Annotated in this window: 20 protein-coding genes; 12 read left to right on the plus strand and 8 right to left on the minus strand. The window is 72.8% G+C overall.

Translation table 11 applies throughout. From position 1 onward, the window contains the following. The first annotated feature begins 10 nt into the window (after positions 1–10). Both ugpC and E4623_RS17090 read left to right on the plus strand, forming a co-directional pair. Complete coding sequence (ugpC, locus tag E4623_RS17085) at positions 11–1,093, plus strand: sn-glycerol-3-phosphate ABC transporter ATP-binding protein UgpC (protein WP_134767785.1); 1,083 nt, start codon at positions 11–13, stop codon at positions 1,091–1,093. Continuing rightward, the gene (locus E4623_RS17090) at positions 1,090–2,157 is read left to right on the plus strand and encodes a Gfo/Idh/MocA family oxidoreductase (RefSeq protein ID WP_134767786.1); all 1,068 of its coding nucleotides are present in this window, start codon (positions 1,090–1,092) and stop codon (positions 2,155–2,157) included. Before ugpC ends, E4623_RS17090 begins: the two co-directional genes overlap by 4 nt. 16 nt (positions 2,158–2,173) lie before the next feature. On the opposite strand, the gene E4623_RS17095 is transcribed toward E4623_RS17090, so the two are convergent. From E4623_RS17095 to E4623_RS17105, 3 genes are all read right to left on the minus strand, one after another. Continuing rightward, entirely contained in the window at positions 2,174–3,052 is an 879-nt protein-coding gene (locus E4623_RS17095; protein ID WP_134767787.1) for an FHA domain-containing protein, read from the minus strand. 10 nt (positions 3,053–3,062) lie between these two features. Then, positions 3,063–3,317 carry a hypothetical protein gene (locus E4623_RS17100; RefSeq protein ID WP_134767788.1) on the minus strand — a complete coding sequence of 85 codons (255 nt, stop codon included), beginning with the start codon at positions 3,315–3,317 and terminating at the stop codon, positions 3,063–3,065. 167 nt (positions 3,318–3,484) lie between these two features. After that, positions 3,485–4,201, minus strand: a complete 717-nt coding sequence (locus E4623_RS17105) for a copper resistance protein CopC (protein WP_134767789.1) — start codon at positions 4,199–4,201, stop codon at positions 3,485–3,487. 153 nt (positions 4,202–4,354) lie between these two features. Here E4623_RS17105 and E4623_RS17110 point away from each other — a divergent pair, with 153 nt between their 5' ends. The 4 genes from E4623_RS17110 (at position 4,355) to E4623_RS17125 (ending at position 7,137) form a co-directional block, all read left to right on the plus strand. Continuing rightward, positions 4,355–5,077, plus strand: coding sequence for a hypothetical protein (locus tag E4623_RS17110; protein WP_134767790.1), 723 nt, complete (start codon positions 4,355–4,357; stop codon positions 5,075–5,077). Between the two features lie 135 nt (positions 5,078–5,212). Next, positions 5,213–5,770, plus strand: coding sequence for a sigma-70 family RNA polymerase sigma factor (locus tag E4623_RS17115; RefSeq protein WP_134767791.1), 558 nt, complete (start codon positions 5,213–5,215; stop codon positions 5,768–5,770). Then, positions 5,754–6,458, plus strand: a complete 705-nt coding sequence (locus E4623_RS17120; RefSeq protein WP_134767792.1) for an anti-sigma factor — start codon at positions 5,754–5,756, stop codon at positions 6,456–6,458. The genes E4623_RS17115 and E4623_RS17120 overlap by 17 nt, the downstream gene beginning before the upstream one ends. Positions 6,459–6,498: 40 nt before the next feature. Next, complete coding sequence (locus E4623_RS17125; protein WP_134767793.1) at positions 6,499–7,137, plus strand: fasciclin domain-containing protein; 639 nt, start codon at positions 6,499–6,501, stop codon at positions 7,135–7,137. A 160-nt stretch (positions 7,138–7,297) separates the two neighbouring features. On the opposite strand, the gene E4623_RS17130 is transcribed toward E4623_RS17125, so the two are convergent. Further along, entirely contained in the window at positions 7,298–8,320 is a 1,023-nt protein-coding gene (locus tag E4623_RS17130; protein WP_245155144.1) for a bile acid:sodium symporter, read from the minus strand. A 1-nt stretch (position 8,321) separates the two neighbouring features. Further along, positions 8,322–9,371: an aldose epimerase family protein gene (locus E4623_RS17135; protein WP_167736712.1), complete on the minus strand. Its 1,050-nt coding sequence runs from the start codon at positions 9,369–9,371 to the stop codon at positions 8,322–8,324. Positions 9,372–9,489: 118 nt separating this feature from the next. Between E4623_RS17135 and E4623_RS17140 the strand changes: the two genes are divergently transcribed. From E4623_RS17140 to E4623_RS17160, 5 genes are all read left to right on the plus strand, one after another. Beyond that, the gene (locus tag E4623_RS17140) at positions 9,490–10,410 is read left to right on the plus strand and encodes an NAD(P)-dependent oxidoreductase (protein WP_134767795.1); all 921 of its coding nucleotides are present in this window, start codon (positions 9,490–9,492) and stop codon (positions 10,408–10,410) included. Beyond that, positions 10,407–11,624, plus strand: coding sequence for an FAD-dependent monooxygenase (locus tag E4623_RS17145; RefSeq protein ID WP_134767796.1), 1,218 nt, complete (start codon positions 10,407–10,409; stop codon positions 11,622–11,624). Before E4623_RS17140 ends, E4623_RS17145 begins: the two co-directional genes overlap by 4 nt. Continuing rightward, positions 11,621–12,379, plus strand: coding sequence for an SDR family NAD(P)-dependent oxidoreductase (locus E4623_RS17150; RefSeq protein ID WP_209020735.1), 759 nt, complete (start codon positions 11,621–11,623; stop codon positions 12,377–12,379). The genes E4623_RS17145 and E4623_RS17150 overlap by 4 nt, the downstream gene beginning before the upstream one ends. 52 nt (positions 12,380–12,431) lie before the next feature. Then, positions 12,432–12,908 carry a hypothetical protein gene (locus E4623_RS17155; RefSeq protein ID WP_134767797.1) on the plus strand — a complete coding sequence of 159 codons (477 nt, stop codon included), beginning with the start codon at positions 12,432–12,434 and terminating at the stop codon, positions 12,906–12,908. A 74-nt stretch (positions 12,909–12,982) separates the two neighbouring features. Then, on the plus strand, positions 12,983–13,435 hold the full coding sequence (locus E4623_RS17160; protein ID WP_134767798.1) for a hypothetical protein: 453 nt from the start codon (positions 12,983–12,985) through the stop codon (positions 13,433–13,435). Positions 13,436–14,140: 705 nt separating this feature from the next. On the opposite strand, the gene E4623_RS17165 is transcribed toward E4623_RS17160, so the two are convergent. Both E4623_RS17165 and E4623_RS17170 read right to left on the minus strand, forming a co-directional pair. Continuing rightward, positions 14,141–15,052 (minus strand): hypothetical protein, encoded by a 912-nt coding sequence (locus E4623_RS17165; RefSeq protein WP_134767799.1) that lies wholly within the window; start codon positions 15,050–15,052, stop codon positions 14,141–14,143. A gap of 149 nt (positions 15,053–15,201) precedes the next feature. Further along, complete coding sequence (locus E4623_RS17170; RefSeq protein WP_209020736.1) at positions 15,202–16,143, minus strand: class II glutamine amidotransferase; 942 nt, start codon at positions 16,141–16,143, stop codon at positions 15,202–15,204. A 304-nt stretch (positions 16,144–16,447) separates the two neighbouring features. Here E4623_RS17170 and E4623_RS17175 point away from each other — a divergent pair, with 304 nt between their 5' ends. Next, entirely contained in the window at positions 16,448–16,981 is a 534-nt protein-coding gene (locus tag E4623_RS17175; protein WP_209020737.1) for an HNH endonuclease signature motif containing protein, read from the plus strand. 447 nt (positions 16,982–17,428) lie between these two features. Here the strand turns inward: E4623_RS17175 and E4623_RS17180 are convergent, their stop codons facing one another. Beyond that, positions 17,429–17,965, minus strand: coding sequence for a hypothetical protein (locus tag E4623_RS17180; RefSeq protein WP_134767801.1), 537 nt, complete (start codon positions 17,963–17,965; stop codon positions 17,429–17,431). Between the last annotated feature and the right edge of the window lie 236 nt (positions 17,966–18,201).

The following is an 18,201-nucleotide window of genomic DNA, read 5'->3' on the forward strand; positions in this document are numbered from 1 at the left end:
GCTCAAGCACATGGCCACAGTGACGTTCGAGAAGGCGCAGCGCTGGTACGCGGGGGCCGACACGGCCGCCGTCCCCGGCATCGACCTCGAGATCCGCGACGGCGAGTTCATGGTCCTCGTCGGCCCGTCCGGGTGCGGGAAGTCGACGACCCTGCGGATGCTGGCCGGGCTCGAGGCGGTCGACGGCGGGAAGATCCTCCTCGGCGACCGCGACATCACCACGGTGCCGCCCAAGGACCGGGACATCGCGATGGTGTTCCAGAACTACGCCCTCTACCCGCACATGACGGTCGCCGACAACATGGCCTTCGCGCTCAAGATGGCGAAGGTGCCGGTGGCCGAGCGCCGCAAGCGCGTCGCCGAGGCCGCCCGCATCCTGGGGCTGGAGGACTACCTCGGCCGCAAGCCCAAGGCCCTCTCCGGCGGGCAGCGCCAGCGGGTCGCGATGGGGCGCGCGATCGTGCGCAGCCCCCAGGTGTTCTGCATGGACGAGCCGCTGTCGAACCTCGACGCCAAGATGCGGGTCCAGACCCGCACCGACATCGCCCGGCTCCAGGCCGACCTCGGCGTCACCACCGTCTACGTCACGCACGACCAGGTCGAGGCCATGACGATGGGCGACCGCGTCGCGGTGATGAAGGACGGGCTGCTGCAGCAGGTCGACACCCCGCTCAACCTCTACGACCGGCCGGTCAACCTGTTCGTCGCCGGCTTCATCGGCTCCCCGCAGATGAACCTGCTCGAGGCGACCGCGGTCGACGGCCGGGCCGCCATCGGCGACTACCTCGTGCCCGTCGACCCGACCGCCGCGCAGAAGATGCGCGGAGCGGTCACCGTCGGCGTGCGGCCGGAGTCGTGGCGGATCGTCTCGGACGCCGAGGGCGGGCTCCCCGTCCGCGTGACCGTCGTCGAGGAGCTCGGCGCCGACAGCTTCGTCTACGGCACGTCCGGGGTCGAGGGCACCCCGGCCAACATCATCGTGCGGATCGCGGCCCGCGACCAGGTGCACCGCGGCGACGTCCTCCACGTCACCACCGACCCTGCCGACGTCCACGTCTTCGACACCGAGACCGGCGAACGGCTCTCCGCGTGACCCTCCTCCTCCCCTCCCCCCGGCGCCTCGACCCGTACGCCGTCCCGCCCGTGCGCTGGGGCGTGGTCGGCACCGGGATCGGCGCCCGGTTCGTGGCGTCGCTGCACGCGCACTCCCACCACCGTGTCGTCGCCTGGGCCGCACGGGACGCCGCGCGGACGCAGGCCACGGCCCGCGAGCACGGCGTCGACCGGTGCCACCCCGACGTCCGGTCCCTGCTGGAGGATCCCGACGTCGACGCGGTGTACGTCGCGACGCCCCACCCGCTGCACCGCGACCTGGCCCTCCAGGCCATCGCGGGCGGCAAGCACGTCCTGGTCGAGAAGCCGATCGCGATGACGGCCGCCGACGCTGCCGCCGTCACGAGCGCCGCGGCGGCCGCGGGCGTGCTCGCCATGGAGGCGATGTGGACGCGCTACCTGCCCCAGACCGACGTGCTGCGCCAGGTGCTCGCCGACGGGCTGATCGGCGAGCCGCACCTGGTGCGCGCCGACCTCGGGTCCGCGGTGCCGTACGACGCCGGCCACCGGCTGTGGGACCCCGAGCTCGGCGGCGGGGCCCTGCTGGACGTGGGTATCTACCCGGTCAGCCTCGCCTCGATGGTGCTGGGGCCCCTGACGACGGTCGCGGCCACGGGCACCCTGGCACCGTCCGGGGTCGACGCCTCGGCCCACCTCCTCCTCACCGCGGGCGACGCCACCGCGATGGTGTCGACGTCGCTCGTGTCGTCCCTGCCGACGACGGCCGAGGTGGCGGGCTCGGCCGGCCACGTCCGGGTCGCGGCGCCGTTCTTCGCGCCGTCGAGCCTGGCGGTGACGGTGGGCTCGTGGGACTCCTCGCGCACGGCGACCTGGACCCACCCCCGGCCCCCCGGCCCCTCCGGCGGACCGACCGACGGCTACGCCTTCCAGGCCGTCGCCTTCGCGCACTACGTCGCCGAGGGGCGGGTCGAGTCCCCGCTCCACCCCCACGCCGAGACCGTGTCGGTGCTGTCGACCCTCGACGAGGCGCGGCGCCGCCTCGGCGTCGCCGAGCGGCCGGTCCTGCTCACCGCGCGCGCCTGACGTCGCCGGCGGTCGCTCAGAGGTCCCGGCGGTCGGTGCGGTCGTCCCGGTCGCGGCGGGTGGGGCGTGGCTCCTGCGGCAGCTGCCGGCCGAGCTCGCCGCCGATCCGTCCGCCGTGGGGGCGACCGTGGTCGGCGTGCTCCTCGCGGAAGAACGCGAGGACGTGCCCGCCCACCTCGAGGCGGGCACCGGTGCGGAGCACCTGACGCCCCGTGACCGCCGCGCCGTGCACCCGGGTGAGCCCTCCGTGACCCTCGACGACGAACTCGTCGTCGTCGTCGTGGTGGACCACGGCGTGCAGGTCGAGCAGACCCGGCAGCCGGACGTCGCAGTCCGGGCCGCTGCCCAGGGTCGTCCGGGCGCCGTCGAGCCAGTACACGGGCTGGCGCTCGCCGGCCCAGAGCCGCGCCTTCTCGAGGACCAGCCGCGGCCGCCCGCCGCGGTCCGGGTCGTGCGTGGTCGTCGGGCTGCGCCGCACCGGCCGCGCGAGCGTCGGGACGATCGGCCACAGGGTGGTCGGCGGGAGCATGCCCGCGTCGGGCAGCACCGACTCGGTGCCGCCGGCGCGCGAGCGCGCGGCCGTCCAGGCGCCGCGCACGCTCCCGAGCCTGATGTGCCGCGACCGGGTGACGCGACGCTGCCACCACGGCACGCGCACCGCCCCGAGGGTGATCAGGTGGAGGTCGCCCGAGACGACCCGCACCGTCAGGCCCCGCGCGGCGAGCGCCGCCCCGGCAGCCCGGACGACGCCCGCGTCACCGGCCCCTGCGAACGCGCCGGGCTCGTCTACGTCGAGCGTGAGCCGGTTCGCGCTGCCCGTGAGGCGACCGTGCACCGGCGTCTGCCCCGGGCGGTCGAGCTCGAAGCGGAGGTCGGCCGCGACGCTGGTCGGCACGTCCGTGCTCCTACCGGGCGCTCTCGGCGGCGGCCGCCTGGTCGTCGGTCGTGATCGTCAGCGTCCCGTCGAGCTTCCAGATCGCCCGGGGCGCCCGCGGGCCGGTGTCGCGCGGGACCTCCACGGTCATGTCCTCGAGGCGGTAGTGGATGGCCGCCCGGCGTCCGGTCAGGAAGTCCCACATGCTCTTGCCGAGGTCGGCCCAGTCGACCACCTCGCTGTCCTTGCCGGTCTCGGATGACTGGCTGCTCGTGCTGGTGCTCATGCCCATCGCCTCGGTTCCTGGTCGGTGCCGCTGTGTCGGTGCTCGGAGGAACCAGCGTGGTGGCGGCCCGGTGTGACGCGGCTCACCCTCCCGGCAACCGCGGGTACCCCGTGGCCGCGGAGGTCCTGCTGCCGGCGAGCCGCGACCGAAGACGTGGCGCCGGAGCGTCAGCGGCGCTTCTGCGTGCGCGGCTGCGGCCGGGTCGCGGCCGCCCTGCCCACCGGGCGGGCGCGAGGGGGCACCGGCGGTGCCGGTGCGGCCGGGGCCGGGCGGTGGGTGCGGACCCACAGGACGCCGCCGGCGGCGACGAGCAGCGCGAGCGCGGCCAGGCCCACCCAGACGAGGGTCGGGACCCCGGAGCCGTCGTCGGAGGCGTCGTCGGAGCGCTCCACCAGCCCCGGCGCCTCGGTCTCGGAGCCCTCGCCGGCGCCGGCACCCGGTGTCGGGGTCTCCGCTCCGGCGGCTCCCACGTAGAACCCGAGGCGGCCCGTGACGGGGTGCCCGTCGACCGAGGTCGCGGCGTACTCGATCGTGTAGAGGCCGGCGGCGTCGCGCTGGTCGTTGAGCCGCTGGATCAGGGTGTCGGCCGACACGATCGTCGTGCTGACCTGGAGCGAGGCGCCGTCGGGCCCCATCACGGTGACCTCGGCCCCGGCGTCGAAGTCCAGCTCCCCGGAGAACTTCAGCGTGACGCTCGGGGGCACCTCCGCCAGCTGTTGGCCCTCGGCGGGCGTCGAGGACTCGAGGGTGACGTGCGCCCAGGCGGTCGGAGCCGCGAGCCAGCCCAGGGAGACGAGCAGCACGATCCCGGCCAGGAGGGACAGGCCGGCCCGGGGGGCGCGCGGGCGGGCGGCGCCCCGTGACTGCGGCTCGTGACGACGCACCTGTCCACCTCCATGATCGGCCGCCGGCGCGGCTGTGCCCCAGCAACGTACACACGCGGTCGGCGGCGCGGAGTCGGTCCGGCACGTCGGGGTGAGCGGCCGGGGGCACCTCGGCGCGATGATGGGCGACGTGCCTGCGCCCCCGGTCCGCCCGTGACCGCGTACGACGTCCGCGTCGCCAACCTGTCGGTGCGCAACCGTCAGCCGGCTCGCGACGTCGTCCGGCTCGTCGAGGGCGCGCCGCACCTCGTCGCCCTGTGCGAGGTCGCGGGCCGCTGGCCGGACGTCGTGCACCGGGTCGACGGCTACCGCTACGTCGGCCGCCACGACGGCACCCACGGCAGTCGTGAGGTCGCCCTGCTGGTGCGCGAGGACGTCGAGGTGGTGGCCTCCGACGTCGTCGCGATGTCCGCCGCCGTGCCGCGCTCGCTGATGGCCCACGACCGGTGGGGTGCCTGGGCGCGGGTCGTCCTGCCGGGCGGGCAGCAGGCCCTGGCCTACTCGACCCACCGCAACGCCTGGGTGCAGCGGCCCGACGGCGGCGTCCGCCCGGTGTGGCGCGGGACCCGGGAGTACCGCGCCCACGTGCGGGCCGAGACGGCCCTGCTCGAGCACCACACCGCGGCGGGCTGGCCGGTGCTGGGCGGCGGCGACTTCAACTACGCCGTCCCGTGCGGCCGGGTCCGCAGCGTCGAGGACGCCTGGGCCTTCGCCCCGCACCGCAGCCTCCCCGACTGCGGGGTCCGCTACGTGCCGCACCGCCTCGACGGCGTCTGCCACGACCCGGTCTTCGAGGCCGTCGGCGACCTCGCCGTCATCCACCGCTCGACCACGGGGTCCGACCACGACTGGATCACCCTGACCGTCCGCACCTGACGGCGCCCGGCCGGCCCGCCGGGCACGGGGGCTGCGATCGGTCGAGGACGAGTGGGCGATCGTCCTCCCTCGAAGAAATTTCAACGAGTTCGGGCGACCGGCAACCGATCGCGGTCCGACGACGAAGTACTGGACATGGAGGGTGGCAGCAGCATCGGCGCGCGGCTGGCGGGCGGTGACGAGCGAGCGTTGGAGGACGCCTACGCCGTCTACGGCCCGAGCCTGCTGTCGTACCTGCGCCGCTTCGTCGGGCCGGACGAGGCCGAGGACACCCTGCAGCGCACCTTCATCGAGGTCTGGGGCTCCGCGAAGCGCTACGACCCGTCCCGGCGCTTCGAGAGCTGGCTCTTCACCATCGCGCACCGGCGGGCCGTCGACTGCCTGCGACAGCGCCGGCACTCCGTCGTCGACGTCGACACCCTGCGGGGCCTCGTCGGCGAGGACGGGCGCGAGACCCTGGAGCGGCACGCCGACGCCGCCGAGGTGCGGGCCGCGCTGCACCGGTTGCCCGACCACGAGCGCGTGGTCCTGGAGCAGGCCTACTTCGGCGACCTCAGCCAGCCCGAGATCGCCGCCCGCCTCCAGCTCCCCCTGGGGACCGTGAAGGCGAGGGCCGCGCGGGGCACGCGCCGGCTTGCCGGGATCCTGCGGCAGCTGCGAGACGAAGGAGTGCGCGATGACCGATCTGTCTGAGACCGAGGGCCACGTGGACCTCGTCGGCCTGGTCCGCGGCGAGCTCCGCACCACGGAGGTGCTCGACGCGAGCGACCACCTCGCGACGTGCGCCGAGTGTCGCGGCGACCTCGCCGACACCGTCGTCGGCCATGCCCTCCTGACGCGGTCAGCACGCACGGAGGAGGCGTCCGGACGCCGGCTCGGGGAGCCCGCGCTCCCGAGCCCGACCCTCCCGGCGCCCACGCCGGCCGCCGCCTCCTGGTACCGGAGGACGTCGCCCCGTGCGCTGCTCGCGGCCGCCGCGGTCGTCCTGGTCGTCGCGGTGGGATCCGTGGTCGCGCTCACCCTGGGACAGGCCGACCCGGGCGAGCCCAGCGCACGCGTGGTGTCCCTCGCCCCGATCACCGACCAGGTCACCGACGCCGGTCCGGGCGAGGCGCGGATCTCCCGCGACGGTCGGACCGCCGAGCTCACCATCGTCACCAGCGGGCTGCCCGTCGCGAGCGGGGGCGAGTTCTACCAGGCCTGGCTCCTCGACCCCGAGACCAACAAGATGCTCGCCCTCGGACCCCTGTCGGGCGGCACCTCGCGCTTCCAGGTCGACGACGACCTGCTCACCGCCTACTCCGCGGTCGACGTCAGCCTCGAGGCCGACGACGGCGACCCCCAGCATGCCGCGACCTCGGTCCTGCGCGGCAGCTACTGAACCCCCCACCCAACCCACCCAACCCATCAGGAGAACCACGATGAAGAAGCTCCACCGCACCGCCACTGCCGTCGTCGCGGCCGCCGTCGCGTCGTCCGCCGTCCTCGCCTCCGTGCCGGCCGAGGCCGCCCAGGCCGCACAGGGCAAGCGCAGCCTCGCCAAGGTCCTGGCCGCCGACGGCACGGCCTTCGACAAGAACTGGGACGACTTCGACATCACCGAGGCGGCCGTCCTGGCCGTGCTCGACGCCAAGCCGGGCAGCCCGGTCAAGCTCCTCACCCAGGGGGGCAAGCGGGCCACCGCCTTCATCCCCACCGACCGGGCGTTCCGCCGTCTCGTCGGCGACCTCGTCGGCCAGAAGCCCGGCTCGGAGGGCAAGACCTTCCAGGCCGTCGCCGGCCTGGGCATCGACACCGTCGAGTCCGTCCTGCTCTACCACGTGGTGGCCGGCAAGACGCTCGTCTCGGGCAAGGTCGTCGCGGCCAAGGGCTCGAAGGTCGAGACCGCCTCCGGTGGCACCGTCACGGTCCGGATCAACCACGAGGGCGTCATCCGCCTCGAGGACAGCGACCCGAACGACATCAACGCGCGCGTCATCCCGGAGGCGCTCGACATCAACCGCGGCAACCGCCAGGTCGCCCACGGCATCACCCGCGTCCTGCGACCCGCCGACCTCTGACCCTCGGCGGGGCCGTGAAGCAGCGACCCCGACCGGCACGACGCGGCCGCGCGTCGTGACCCGCACGTCCGTCCCCCAGCGCTTCCCCCGGTGCTGGGGGACGGGCACGTCCGGGTCGGGTCCTCACCCCGGACGCCGGCGGCGGCCCCGACCGGCGGCCCTAGGTCGTGCGCGACCTCGCCGGCGTGACGCGAGGAAGCAGACGGACCAGGACGACCATCGCGACGAGCTCGACCATCGTCTGGGTCACGACCGCCAGCGGCGCGATCGCGAGGGCCTCCGGGAGCGCGAGCGCCAGCGGCAGCACCACCAGCGAGTTGCGGGTCGTCACCGAGAAGGTCACGGCGCGGGTCGCGGGCGCGTCCAGCCGCGCACACCGGCTGACGACCAGGCCGACCGGGACGGCGAGGACGACCCACGCGACGTAGAGCGGGACCAGGCGGAGCAGCCGCACCGCCTCCGAGCCGACCTCGGCGACCTGGGAGCCGATGACGACCGCGAGGGTCGCCATCATCAGGGGCACCATCGCGGCGGCCAGCGCGTCCTCGACGGCGCGCCCCACCCGGTGCCGCCGCGCGACCGCCTGCACGATCGCGGCGGCACCCAGCGGCGCCGCGACGAGCACGACGAAGGCCTCGACGAACGGGGCCACCTCGACGACGTCCAGCACCTCGGCGCCGGCGAAGAGGTAGAGGTGGACGGGGAGCAGCAGCACCTGGACCAGCATCAGCAACGGCGCGGCGGCGAGCAGCCTCGCCTGCGCGCCACCGGCCAGCCCGGTGAAGACGATGACGTAGTCGACGCAGGGCGTGAGCAGCACCAGCAGGACCCCCAGCACCAGGCCACGGTCGTCGGCGACGAACCGCGACAGCCCGAAGGCGATGGGCGGCACCACCACGAAGTTCGCGACCATGACGGTCCCGAGGAACCGCACGTCCCGGAACCCGTTCGCGACCTCGGTCATCGGGACCGCCAGGAACGTCGCGAACAGCAGCAGCGCCAGCACCGGGTTGATGGAGCGCTCGAGCGTCGGCGCGGCCGCGGGGGCGAGGAGCCCGGCCAGGACGCCGGCGCCGATCGCCGCGACGAAGAGCGGCACCTGGTGGCGGTCCCACCACGCCACCACCCTCGCCCCGCGGGCCGCGGCGGCGCCGTCCGGCGTGGTCGCCTCGGAGCTGCTCACGTCAGCGCACGGCGCTGAAGCGCCACTCGTGCCGGGCCGTGTAGCGCTCCCCCGGCTCCAGCCGGGCGCTGGGCCAGTCCGGGTGGTGCGGCGAGTCGGGGAAGAGCTGGGGCTCGAGCGCGATCCCGTCGCCCTGGCGGTAGAGCCCGCCGTCGACCGAGCCCCGGGTGCCGTCGAGGGAGTTGCCGGTGTAGACCTGCAGCCCGGGCTGGTCGCAGCGCAGGGTCAGCGCGGTCCGCGTCGCGGGCGACGTCAGCACGCAGGCCGTGCGCAGCCCGTCGTCGTCGTACGGGGAGTCGAGCACGAGGTTGTGGTCGAGGCCGCGCGCCTCGGCCAGCTGCGGGTGCGCGCGCCGGACCACCGGCCCGATCCGGGTCGGGGTGCGCAGGTCGAACGGCGTGCCCTCGACCGGCGCGTGCTTCCCGAGCGGGATCCCCCGCGCGTCGACCGGGGTGTACGACGACGCCGGCACCTCGAGCAGGTGGCCGTCGATCGTGCCCGCGTCGCGCCCGTCGAGGTTGAGGTAGGTGTGCTGGGTCAGGTTGACCACGGTCGTCGCGTCGGTGGTGGCGGCGAGGTCGATGCGCACCCCGTGGGCGTCGACCGCGAAGGTGACCTCGGCCGTCAGCGCGCCCGGATAGCCCTGGTCGCCGTCCGGGCTGACGAGGCGGAGCCGGGCGGAGACGCCGTCCTCGTCGAGGAGCGTCCACAACCTCCGGTCGAACCCGTCGGGTCCGCCGTGCAGGTGGTGGCCGCGGTCGTGGGTGCCGAGCCGGTGCTCGACGCCGGCCAGCGGGAGGTGCCCGTCGCGCACCCGGTTGGCGTAGCGGCCGATGGTGCCGCCGACGTAGTCGCCGGAGGCGAGGTAGTCGGCCGAGGTGGCGTGCCCGAGCGCCACGTGGCGCCGCGTGCCGTCGCCGCCGGTGACCTCGAGGTCGTGCACCGTGGCGCCCAGGGTCAGGAGCCGGAGCACCGGCCCGGGTGCGGTGCCGAGCTCCACGAGGTGGACCTCGCGGCCGTCGGGGAGCCGGTCGAACACGGAGACGCTCACCGTGGGGACGCTAGCGCCCTCGCCGGCCCAGCGGCCGTGCTCGTGCCGGGCGGTGCTGGCCCGACATCGACCACTGCGGGTGGGGTGGAGGTCCCACCCCCGGTGGTTGGCTGCGGAGATGCGCATCTTCTTCACCGGCGGCAGCGGCAAGGCGGGTCGCCACGTCGCTCCCTACCTCGCCTCCCAGGGCCACCAGGTCACCAACGCCGACCTCACCGCCCTGGGACACCCCGACGTCACCGACCTGCGGGTCGACCTGACCGACGCCGGCGAGACCTGGTCGGCCCTGGCCGGCGTCCCGACGACGGCCGACCTCGACGACCCCGGTCTCGACCTCACCCGCGGGTCGGCGTACGACGCCGTGGTCCACTTCGCCGCGATCCCGAGGCCGCTGGCCTCCTCGGACCAGACGACCTTCGCGACCAACATCCTGGCCCACTACAACGTGCTGGAGGCGGCGACCCGGCTCGGGATCCGCAAGGTCGTCTTCGCCTCCTCGGAGACGACGTACGGCGTCTGCTTCGGGCAGGGCGACCGCAAGCCGCTCTACCTGCCGGTCGACGAGGAGCACCCGGTCGTGCCCGAGGACTCCTACGCGATGTCGAAGGTCGCCGGCGAGGTCACCGCGCGCTCGTTCCACGCCCGCACCGGTGCCGACGTCTACGGGCTGCGCATCAACAACGTCATCGAGCCCCACGAGTACGCCGAGCTGTTCCCGGCGTTCCTCGCGGACCCGGCCCTGCGGCGGCGCAACCTGTTCGCCTACATCGACACCCGCGACCTGGGCCAGATGACGCTGCGGTGCCTGGAGACCGACGGCCTCGGCTTCGAGGTCTTCAACGTCGCCAACGCCGACCTGTCGGTCGCGGCGACGACGTCCGAGATCATCGAGCGGTTCTACGCCGGCGTCGAGGTGCGTCGCGAGATGGGCAGCGACGAGACGTTCTACTCGATCGACAAGGCCCGCGACCTGCTGGGCTACGCGCCGCAGCACTCGTGGCGCGAGGTGCTCGACGACCCGCGGGCCGGGGCTCGGTGACCGCGCGCGTCCTGGTCACCGGGGCGAGCATCGCCGGTCCCGCGGCGGCGTACTGGCTCGACCGGGTCGGCTACGACGTCACCGTCCTCGAGCGGGCGCCCGAGCCCCGCACCGGCGGGCAGAACATCGACGTGCGCGGCCTGGCCCGTGACGTCGTGGACCGGATGGGCCTCCTCGACGCCGTACGACGTGCCGGCACCGGCGAGGTGGGGCTCCGCTTCGTCGACGAGGACGGCGGCACGGTCTCGGAGTTCGGCACCGACGACGGTGGTGACGGTGGAGACGGCGACGGGCCGACCGCGGAGCTGGAGATCCTGCGCGGCGACCTCGCCGAGATCCTGCGTGACGCCTGCGGCGACCGGGTGACCTGGTGGTACGGCGACCACGTCGTCGGCCTCGACGACTCCGGCTCCGCGGTCACCGTCACCCTGGCCGGCGGCGCGACCCATGAGTTCGACCTCGTCGTCGTCGCCGAGGGTCCGCGCTCGCAGACCCGCGACCTGGTGATGACCGGCGACCGCGCGCCGGTGCTCGACCGGCTCGGGATGTACTGCGCCTGGCTGACCGTCCCGCGCACCGAGGACGACGACCGCTGGTGGCGCTGGCTCAACGTCCCGGGCTCGCGCTCGATCCACCTGCGCCCCGACAACGCGGGCACCACCCGCGCGATGCTCAACGTGATGATCGACGAGACCGGCCTCGCCGACCTCGACCCCGACGAGCTGCGGGCCGACCTGCGTGAGCGGTTCGCCGACGTCGGCTGGGAGACCCCGCGGATCCTGGCGGCCCTCGACGACGCCGACGACCTCTACGTCGAGGACCTGACCCAGGTGAGGTGCCCGACCTGGAGCCACGGTCGCGTGGTCCTGCTCGGGGACGCCGCGTGGTGCATCACGCCAATCGGCGGCTTCGGCACGTCCCTGGCCCTGATCGGCGCCTACGTGCTGGCCGCGCAGCTGCAGCGGTCGTCGTCGTACGTCGAGGCGTTCGCGGCGTACGACGCGTGGCTGCGCCCGCTCGTCGACGACGTCCAGGACCTCCCGCCCGGGGCGCCACGCATCGCCAACCCCCGCTCACGCCTCGGCGTCGCGCTCTTCCGCACCGGCACCAGGCTCGCCGCCAGCGGACCGGTCCGGGCGGTGACGTCCAGGCTCGGCTCGGGCTCCGAGCCGGACCGCTCGCTGCCCGAGCTCGACGCGTCGTCGCCGTCGTGACCGCCGTGACCTCGGACGAGCGGGAGCAGGAGCAGGGCCGGCTCGACGGGCAGGTGGCGCTGGTGACCGGCGGCAGCCGCGGCATCGGCCTCGCCGTCGCCCGCGGCCTGGGCACCCTGGGCGCCACGGTGGTCGTCGTCGGACGCACCTCCGACAGCGCCGAGGCCGCCGCCGGTGCGCTGGTCGAGGAGGGCATCGACGCGGTCGGCGTGGGCTGCGACGTGGCCTCGGCGACGGAGGTGGCCGCGCTGCCCGGTCGCCTCGGTCCGCTCGCCGCGGTCGACGTCCTGGTCTGCGCGGCTGCGGTGATGAGCGAGCGCACCGCCAAGACCCTGCGCACCACCGAGGAGGAGTGGCGCCGCGTCATGGCGGTCGACCTTGACGGCGTGTGGCGCACCACGACCGCCTTCGTGCCGGGCATGGTCGAGCGCCGCCGCGGCCGGGTGGTCGCCGTGAGCGCCTGCCTGGGCCGGATGAGCGGACCCGGCAACGCCGGCGGCCTCGCGCCGTACCGGATCGCGAAGGCCGGGGTCAACGCCCTGGTGCGCAACCTCGCCCACGAGCAGGGACTCGGCACGCGCGGCGTCCTCGTCGACGCCACCTGCCCGGGCCACTGCCGCACCGACATGGGCGGCCCCGACGCCCCACGCTCGGCGGAGCAGGGGGCCGAGACGGCCGTGTGGCTGGCCGGTCGGCCGGCGACCGGCGCGCGGACAGGGCTGCTGTGGGAGGACCGCCGGGTCGTGCCCTGGTAGCCGGGTGGGCGGCGCGGCGGCCGGACGACGTGCGTCGGCGAGACTGGCCCCCGTGGTCCAGCGCCGATTCACCGTGAGCCTCGAGCCCGCCGAGGCTGCCCGCCTCCGGGCCTTCGACAACGCCGCCGAGGGCCGGGTCTCCTGGCCCCTCGGAGAGAACAGGACCTTCCGGCGCCGCAACCGGACGACGTTCGAGGTCAAGGACTACGCCTCGATGGGGCCGGGCAAGGCCATGGTCGCGACGCTCGGGAAGGCCGTGCTGCGCGAGGACGACGAGGTGGACGTGGTCATCAGGACCAAGGGGTCCTGGCTCGGCTGGCTCCTCGTCGCGGGCGGGCTGCTGACCCTCACCGTCATCCCCCGCGACGGCATCGTCGCCGCGGCCCTCGGCGTCGGTCTCGCGCTGGCGGGGTGGGGACTGTTCCTCCGGCGCCCGGGCGCCCACGACGACCTCGACGCCATCGAGCAGGTCATGCGCAGCGAGATCGCCGGCGGGTGGAGTCCGGACGACGGCAGGGGCGCGCGATGACCGTCGCCGGACCCATAGGCCCGGTCATGCCGAGAGTCGGGCGCGAGCTGGACAGCCGTGGTCCACTCAGTCGCGTGAGATCCGGAGGCAATGTCGCCCGTCGAAGCATGGTGAAACGGCGGCGAAGCCGGATTGCAGCGCTCGTGATCCTGGTCAGCGCCGGATGCTCAAACAACGACACCGGCGACGGCGACATCGCAGGTGCCGAGAACGGGACGGTCACTGACCTCGTCATCGTGGACGACGACTTCGAAAGCTGGTTCGTTGCAGCCGCCGAATTGCCCGAGAAGCCCGACCCGGCCAGCAAGAGCATCCGGGTCCTGGGCTACACGGCCCAGTGCGACAAACATGGGGTCGTCGGCTACGCGGTCAACGAGAGCCGTTCGGAAGTGCAGATAACGCTGGTGCTTGGCGAGAGCGGCCACAGCTGCAATGACGCCGCCGAGGGCGCACGCCTGGACGTGCCGCTAGCAGCGGCCCTTGGTTCTAGGCGAGTCGTACTGGTTCAGCCTGCCCAAGCGCCGTGAGAACCGCCCGCCATGCCGCGTTGAGTGCACGCTTATGACGATGAGCGGGCGGAGTCGACGCAGATGTAGAGACTTCCGGAACCGACACCGCGCACACTTCGTCTCATGGGTATGACGACGGTGGTTCAAGCATGCCTGGCAGCACTTTCGTGCTCGATCATCAGTGCGTGTGGAGCCGCCACAGTGAGTGGCAGCACCAACGGGGACTGCGAGAGTTTCTACGAGCCCGTGGCAGACGGTGCCACTTGGAGTGACCTGAAGTACGCCATGTTGAACTTTGATGAGCGGGGTCAAGTGATGTCGATGCGGACGCAAGAACAGGGTCACGACGTCGGCGGGGGTAGCGAAGATGCAGTGCGCGTGGTGGACCTCCTCGACAGGCGCGGCGCGCGTGTTGTTCAAGTTGAGGTCTGGCGTACCGGCGCGGGTGCTTGGCGTGCTGGCGCCTGGAGCCAGTGCATCGACTAGCCCATCATGAGATGCGCCCGACCATGCCACGTAGCGGGCTGGCCATCGGCACACGATGCTGGTGTGGGGATGGACGACGATGAGCGCTCATGCCGAGAGCAAGAAATCGAACCTCTCAGGCTGGTCAGGCCAGCGCCCAGCTGGCCCGGTCGACGGCCGATCCTGTTCCGCGCACGCACGTACTGACGCGCTAGTCACAGCTAGGAGCTCTGATCGTCGGACGCAGCGCGCGGCCCGCTACTGCTGCGCCCTCATGCGCTTGCGCAAGGTGACCCGCTTGGTCACCGTCGTGGGCGTCCCACCGTTGGGCCGGTAGGTGACGCGGACGGTCACGGCGACCCGGCCGGTGCGCAGCAGCGTGCGGCGGGCCGCGCCGCGGGCCGCGACGGGGAGCGCCAGGGTGCGCGGTCGTGCCGAGTCCTGCGAGACCGGCACGACGCCGTTGCCGCCGAGGGTGGTGGTCCCGATCCCCGGCACGGTCGCGCGGAGGACGGCGCCCCCGGTGGCCCGGTTGCCCCGCACTGCGCCGAGGCGGACGCTGCTGGGTGCCCGCAGGCCGAAACGCACGTCGTCGACGACCTCGGCGCTCGACCCGGTGATCCGCACCGCGTCGACGAGGCGGTCGGCCCGCACCCCCATGAAGGTCAGGGAGTCCACCGCCGGGCATGTGGTCGACAACGTGGTGGACGGGCTGCGGTCGACGTAGACGACCTCCACCGTGCAGGAACCGGGCGACAGCATGCCGAGCGCGAAGCCGAACGTGTCCACGGGGACCGTGAAGTCAAGCACCAGCGTGGCCGGCGTGTGGTTCGACAGCACGACGGTCGAGGCGGCCCCGAACCAACCCGCGGTGCCCACGGCCGTGTTGAAGGCGCCGAGGTGGGTCGGGTCGGAGGTGTAGGTGACGCCGCGGGTCAGGGCGCCGGCGTCGTAGCACGGGCTCTCGGAGCTCGACGAGAGCGCCGCTACGCCGCAGTCGCCGACCGTGCCGGCAGCGACCCGGGAGCCCTCGAAGTCCTCACGGGCCAGCGTCGGGTACGCCGCGGAGAACACGTCGGCCGGACCGACGACCACCGCTCCTCCCGCGACAGCCGGTGCCGGGAGCGCGACGAGCAGTCCGGCCGCGAGGACGAGGAGGACGGCGGACACCACTGCGGGACCTGCGGGAGACCGGGGTGAACGGGTGGTGCGGGCCATGGGGACTCCTCAGGACGGCGCCGGAACACGCAACTCTCCTCGTCTGGACCATCGGTCACCATGACCCGATCGGGCCATCGCCGTGACCCGCGCACGCGGGCCTAGACGGACAACCTGTTGACGGTCCTGGTCACGCGATCACCCGTCTTCTCGAGGAACACGATCTCGCCGAACTCGACGTGCGACCAGCCTTCGGCGTCGTCCGTCAGTGCCTCGGAAGCGAACACGGCGGCCGATGCCTCGTTCTCGTCGCACGCCTCGAAGTCGTAGGACGTGCCGTCGCGCGGGACGTGACGACCCATGAGCATGTACATCGGCTCCAGGAGCATCGAGAGGGCGAAGTCCTCCGTGCCCGGACCGGACTCCCGCAGCTTCTTCCAGTCCCCGACCGGGTTGGTCTCGCCCTGGTGCCCGAGGCCGACATTGACTCCGATGATCCGGTTCGGCGACACCAGGGCCATCTTCATCTTGGTCAGGGCAGGGAGATCGAGGGCCTTCATCGCCTGGGAGATGAGGTGGACCATCTTCTCGATCGCGCGTTGGACGTCCTCGTCGTTGTCGCCGTCGAGCAGGGACAGCAGGAGCACGTAGAGGAACTCCGTGTCCGTCGAGCCCCGCATCTGCTTCAGGTACCTGTCCTCGCAGTGCTGCAGCAGCTCCCTCTGCAGGAGCATCCAGTTCGGCATGTCGCCGTTCTGGGCGAGGATCCAAGGAGTCTCGTCGAAGGAGAACGGGTGGCAGTTCTCGTCCACCATGACGGTCGTCGAGTTGTAGAGGGCTGCGCGCACATGGGCGAGCACCGTGCTCGCTTGGAGACTGGGGATGATGCGGTTGGCGTTGTCGTCATAGAAGGCAGGCACGGGCCGGCGGTAGAGGAAGGGATCCTCCGGCTTGAGCAGGTGCTCGCTCCAGGCACCGAATCCCCAGCCTGCCAGCTGGAGATCTGGGTAGTGCTCAGGGTCGAGAGCCTGATTGACCAGGCTGTTCGACGGCGTGAGCAGCAGGCTCTCGAGCGGGATCTCGGGCCCGATGTAGGCGAGCACTCGGCACATAGGTTTCCTTCACTGACGAGAGGACGTGCCGCGGTCGGCATCCACGAGCGTCGCCACCCTACGGGCGAGAGCCGGCTTGCTCGGGGGCGAGGCTCCGATGCGTCCCGGGCAACCGGTCCTCGAGGATCCGGCCCCTCGACGCAGCGCATCTCCGTCCGCAGCGGCCGAGGCCGGAGGAACGTTCGGCGGCCAGAGCACCTCGAGCCCGACGCAGCCGCTCGCGCGGCTCGACTGAAGTCCTTCGGCATCTGGCGTTCTGCTGACAGCGCAGTCGGTGGTTCCCTACCTTGCGGTGGTGAGCGAGCCCGCGGTCCCGACCGGACTCGACGTCGAGGAGCTCCTCGACGGCGTGCTGACCGCCGTGGGCCCGGTGGCTCCCTGGCTGATCGTCGCGGCTGTCTGTGTGATCGTGCTCCGGTTCCCGATGCTCGGCCGCGGCCCGGGCATGGTCGCCTCGCGAGACCCCTGGCGGCGGTTCCAGGGCGGCCCTCGACGACTTGTCATCTACCGTGCCGCGGGCCGATGCGAGGGCGGGCTTCTTTGGTTCTGGGGTCGGTGCAGCCGAGCAGCCACCGAGGCCGACCACGTCTACCCGCACTCGCGCGGCGGACCCACGGTGCCGAGCAACGGCCAAGCGCTCTGCCACCGGTGCAACCGCGCCAAGGCCGCCACCCGGCCCGCGTGGTGGTACATCCGCGGTCTCGAGCGGCGGCGTCGCGCGTACTTTCCGGCCGGCAGCGACGTCCGGGTCTCGGCCTCGATGAGCACCGGGGACCGTGCCATGCGTCTGGCTGCCCCAGACCTGCGGCGAGGGACGCGCCGTCGCTGACGGGCACCGCGCAGGCAGTTCGCGTTCCGCGTGCCGGCACTGCCGGTCACGTCCCGCGCCGTGGCACGGAGCTCGTCGTCCGATCGACCCGGGCAAGGGCCCGGGCCACGAAGGAGTCAGGCACCACGGCGGGTCCTCGGCTCGGGCTGCGGGAGGCCGTTGGCGTCCAGCCAGTCGAAGACCGCCCAGGAGAACCCTGACTCGAACGCAGGACCCTGTGATCGGTCTGGTGGGGCGGGTTCGACGCTGTGCTTGAGGCACAGCGCCCTGGCCGTGTCGTAGCCACGCATCCACTCGCGATCGGCCTGTCCTGGGTCCATCAGACGAGTCGAACATTTGTTCGATTCGTCCGTCAAGGTCGTCCACCCTCCGGGCAGCCGACCTCGGCCGTCGCGCAGACCAGGAGCGGCACGCGTGCCTGCCGGGGCAGGGTGTGCACCCTGGCGGCTAGGGCATCACTGGCGGCGCGTACACCGCGGTGCAGTGTCCTGGCGTGCTGGCGTCGGTGTAGTCCCACGCATCGCCCGGGTCGCCGAGGGTGTGACTGGCGGCGGCCGCGCCGAGCTTCTGGTTGTAGACGTCGATCCTGCCGCGGTAGGTGCCCTTCACCTTGCCCTTCGGGTTGTAGTAGGTCAGCTTCAGCACGACTCGGTACTGGCCGGTGAGGTCCCGGTTCGTCTTCCACGTGGTCGGGCCGAAGAACGCGACCTCCTCCAGGTTGGCCTTCGCCTTGACCAGCTTGGTGGTGAAGTGGGGCCTGCCGTTGCGCAGCACGGTCATCTGGTAGCCGACCCATGTCTTGCGCTGGTACGGCGCGTGGGTGAAGAACTTGGGCACCCTGATCTGGGCGAGCGTGTCGTCGGCCGTCCCCACGGCGTCGCGGTAGACGCAGAGCGCTCCAGGCGAGCTCGACTCGTCGACGACGTTGGGCTCGTAGAAGGTGCCTTGGCTGTCGAGCTTGGTGAACGCATCGGCTGGTGCCATCGACGTGGCCAGGGTGAGTGCAACCCCGGACAGGACAACTGAGGCTCGTCGCATGATCAGACCTCCAGGTCTCGGTTTCTCAAGGCACGAGGGCGTGCCCACTGACCTGTAGGAGGTGGCGGGACAGCCCGTGATACGCCCAGGCATCGGGAAGGACGTCAGACGTGTCCGGCGCCGATGACTGCGGACGAGTTCGCGCCTCATGAACGAATCCTGTCCGCCAGGCATCGCCCGTC

The organism is Nocardioides sp. 1609, assembly GCF_004522105.1.
In the GTDB taxonomy this organism is placed as follows: Bacteria; Actinomycetota; Actinomycetes; order Propionibacteriales; family Nocardioidaceae; genus Nocardioides.

What these genes read in the sequence shown, in the direction of transcription:
- E4623_RS17120 (WP_134767792.1), top strand. Translation starts at nt 5,754, where the DNA reads ATGACCGATCTGTCTGAGACCGAGGGCCACGTGGACCTCGTCGGCCTG.
- ugpC (WP_134767785.1), top strand. Translation starts at nt 11, where the DNA reads ATGGCCACAGTGACGTTCGAGAAGGCGCAGCGCTGGTACGCGGGGGCC.
- E4623_RS17115 (WP_134767791.1), top strand. Translation starts at nt 5,213, where the DNA reads ATGGAGGGTGGCAGCAGCATCGGCGCGCGGCTGGCGGGCGGTGACGAG.
- E4623_RS17140 (WP_134767795.1), top strand. Translation starts at nt 9,490, where the DNA reads ATGCGCATCTTCTTCACCGGCGGCAGCGGCAAGGCGGGTCGCCACGTC.
- E4623_RS17180 (WP_134767801.1), bottom strand. Translation starts at nt 17,965, where the DNA reads ATGGCACCAGCCGATGCGTTCACCAAGCTCGACAGCCAAGGCACCTTC.
- E4623_RS17100 (WP_134767788.1), bottom strand. Translation starts at nt 3,317, where the DNA reads ATGAGCACCAGCACGAGCAGCCAGTCATCCGAGACCGGCAAGGACAGC.
- E4623_RS17125 (WP_134767793.1), top strand. Translation starts at nt 6,499, where the DNA reads ATGAAGAAGCTCCACCGCACCGCCACTGCCGTCGTCGCGGCCGCCGTC.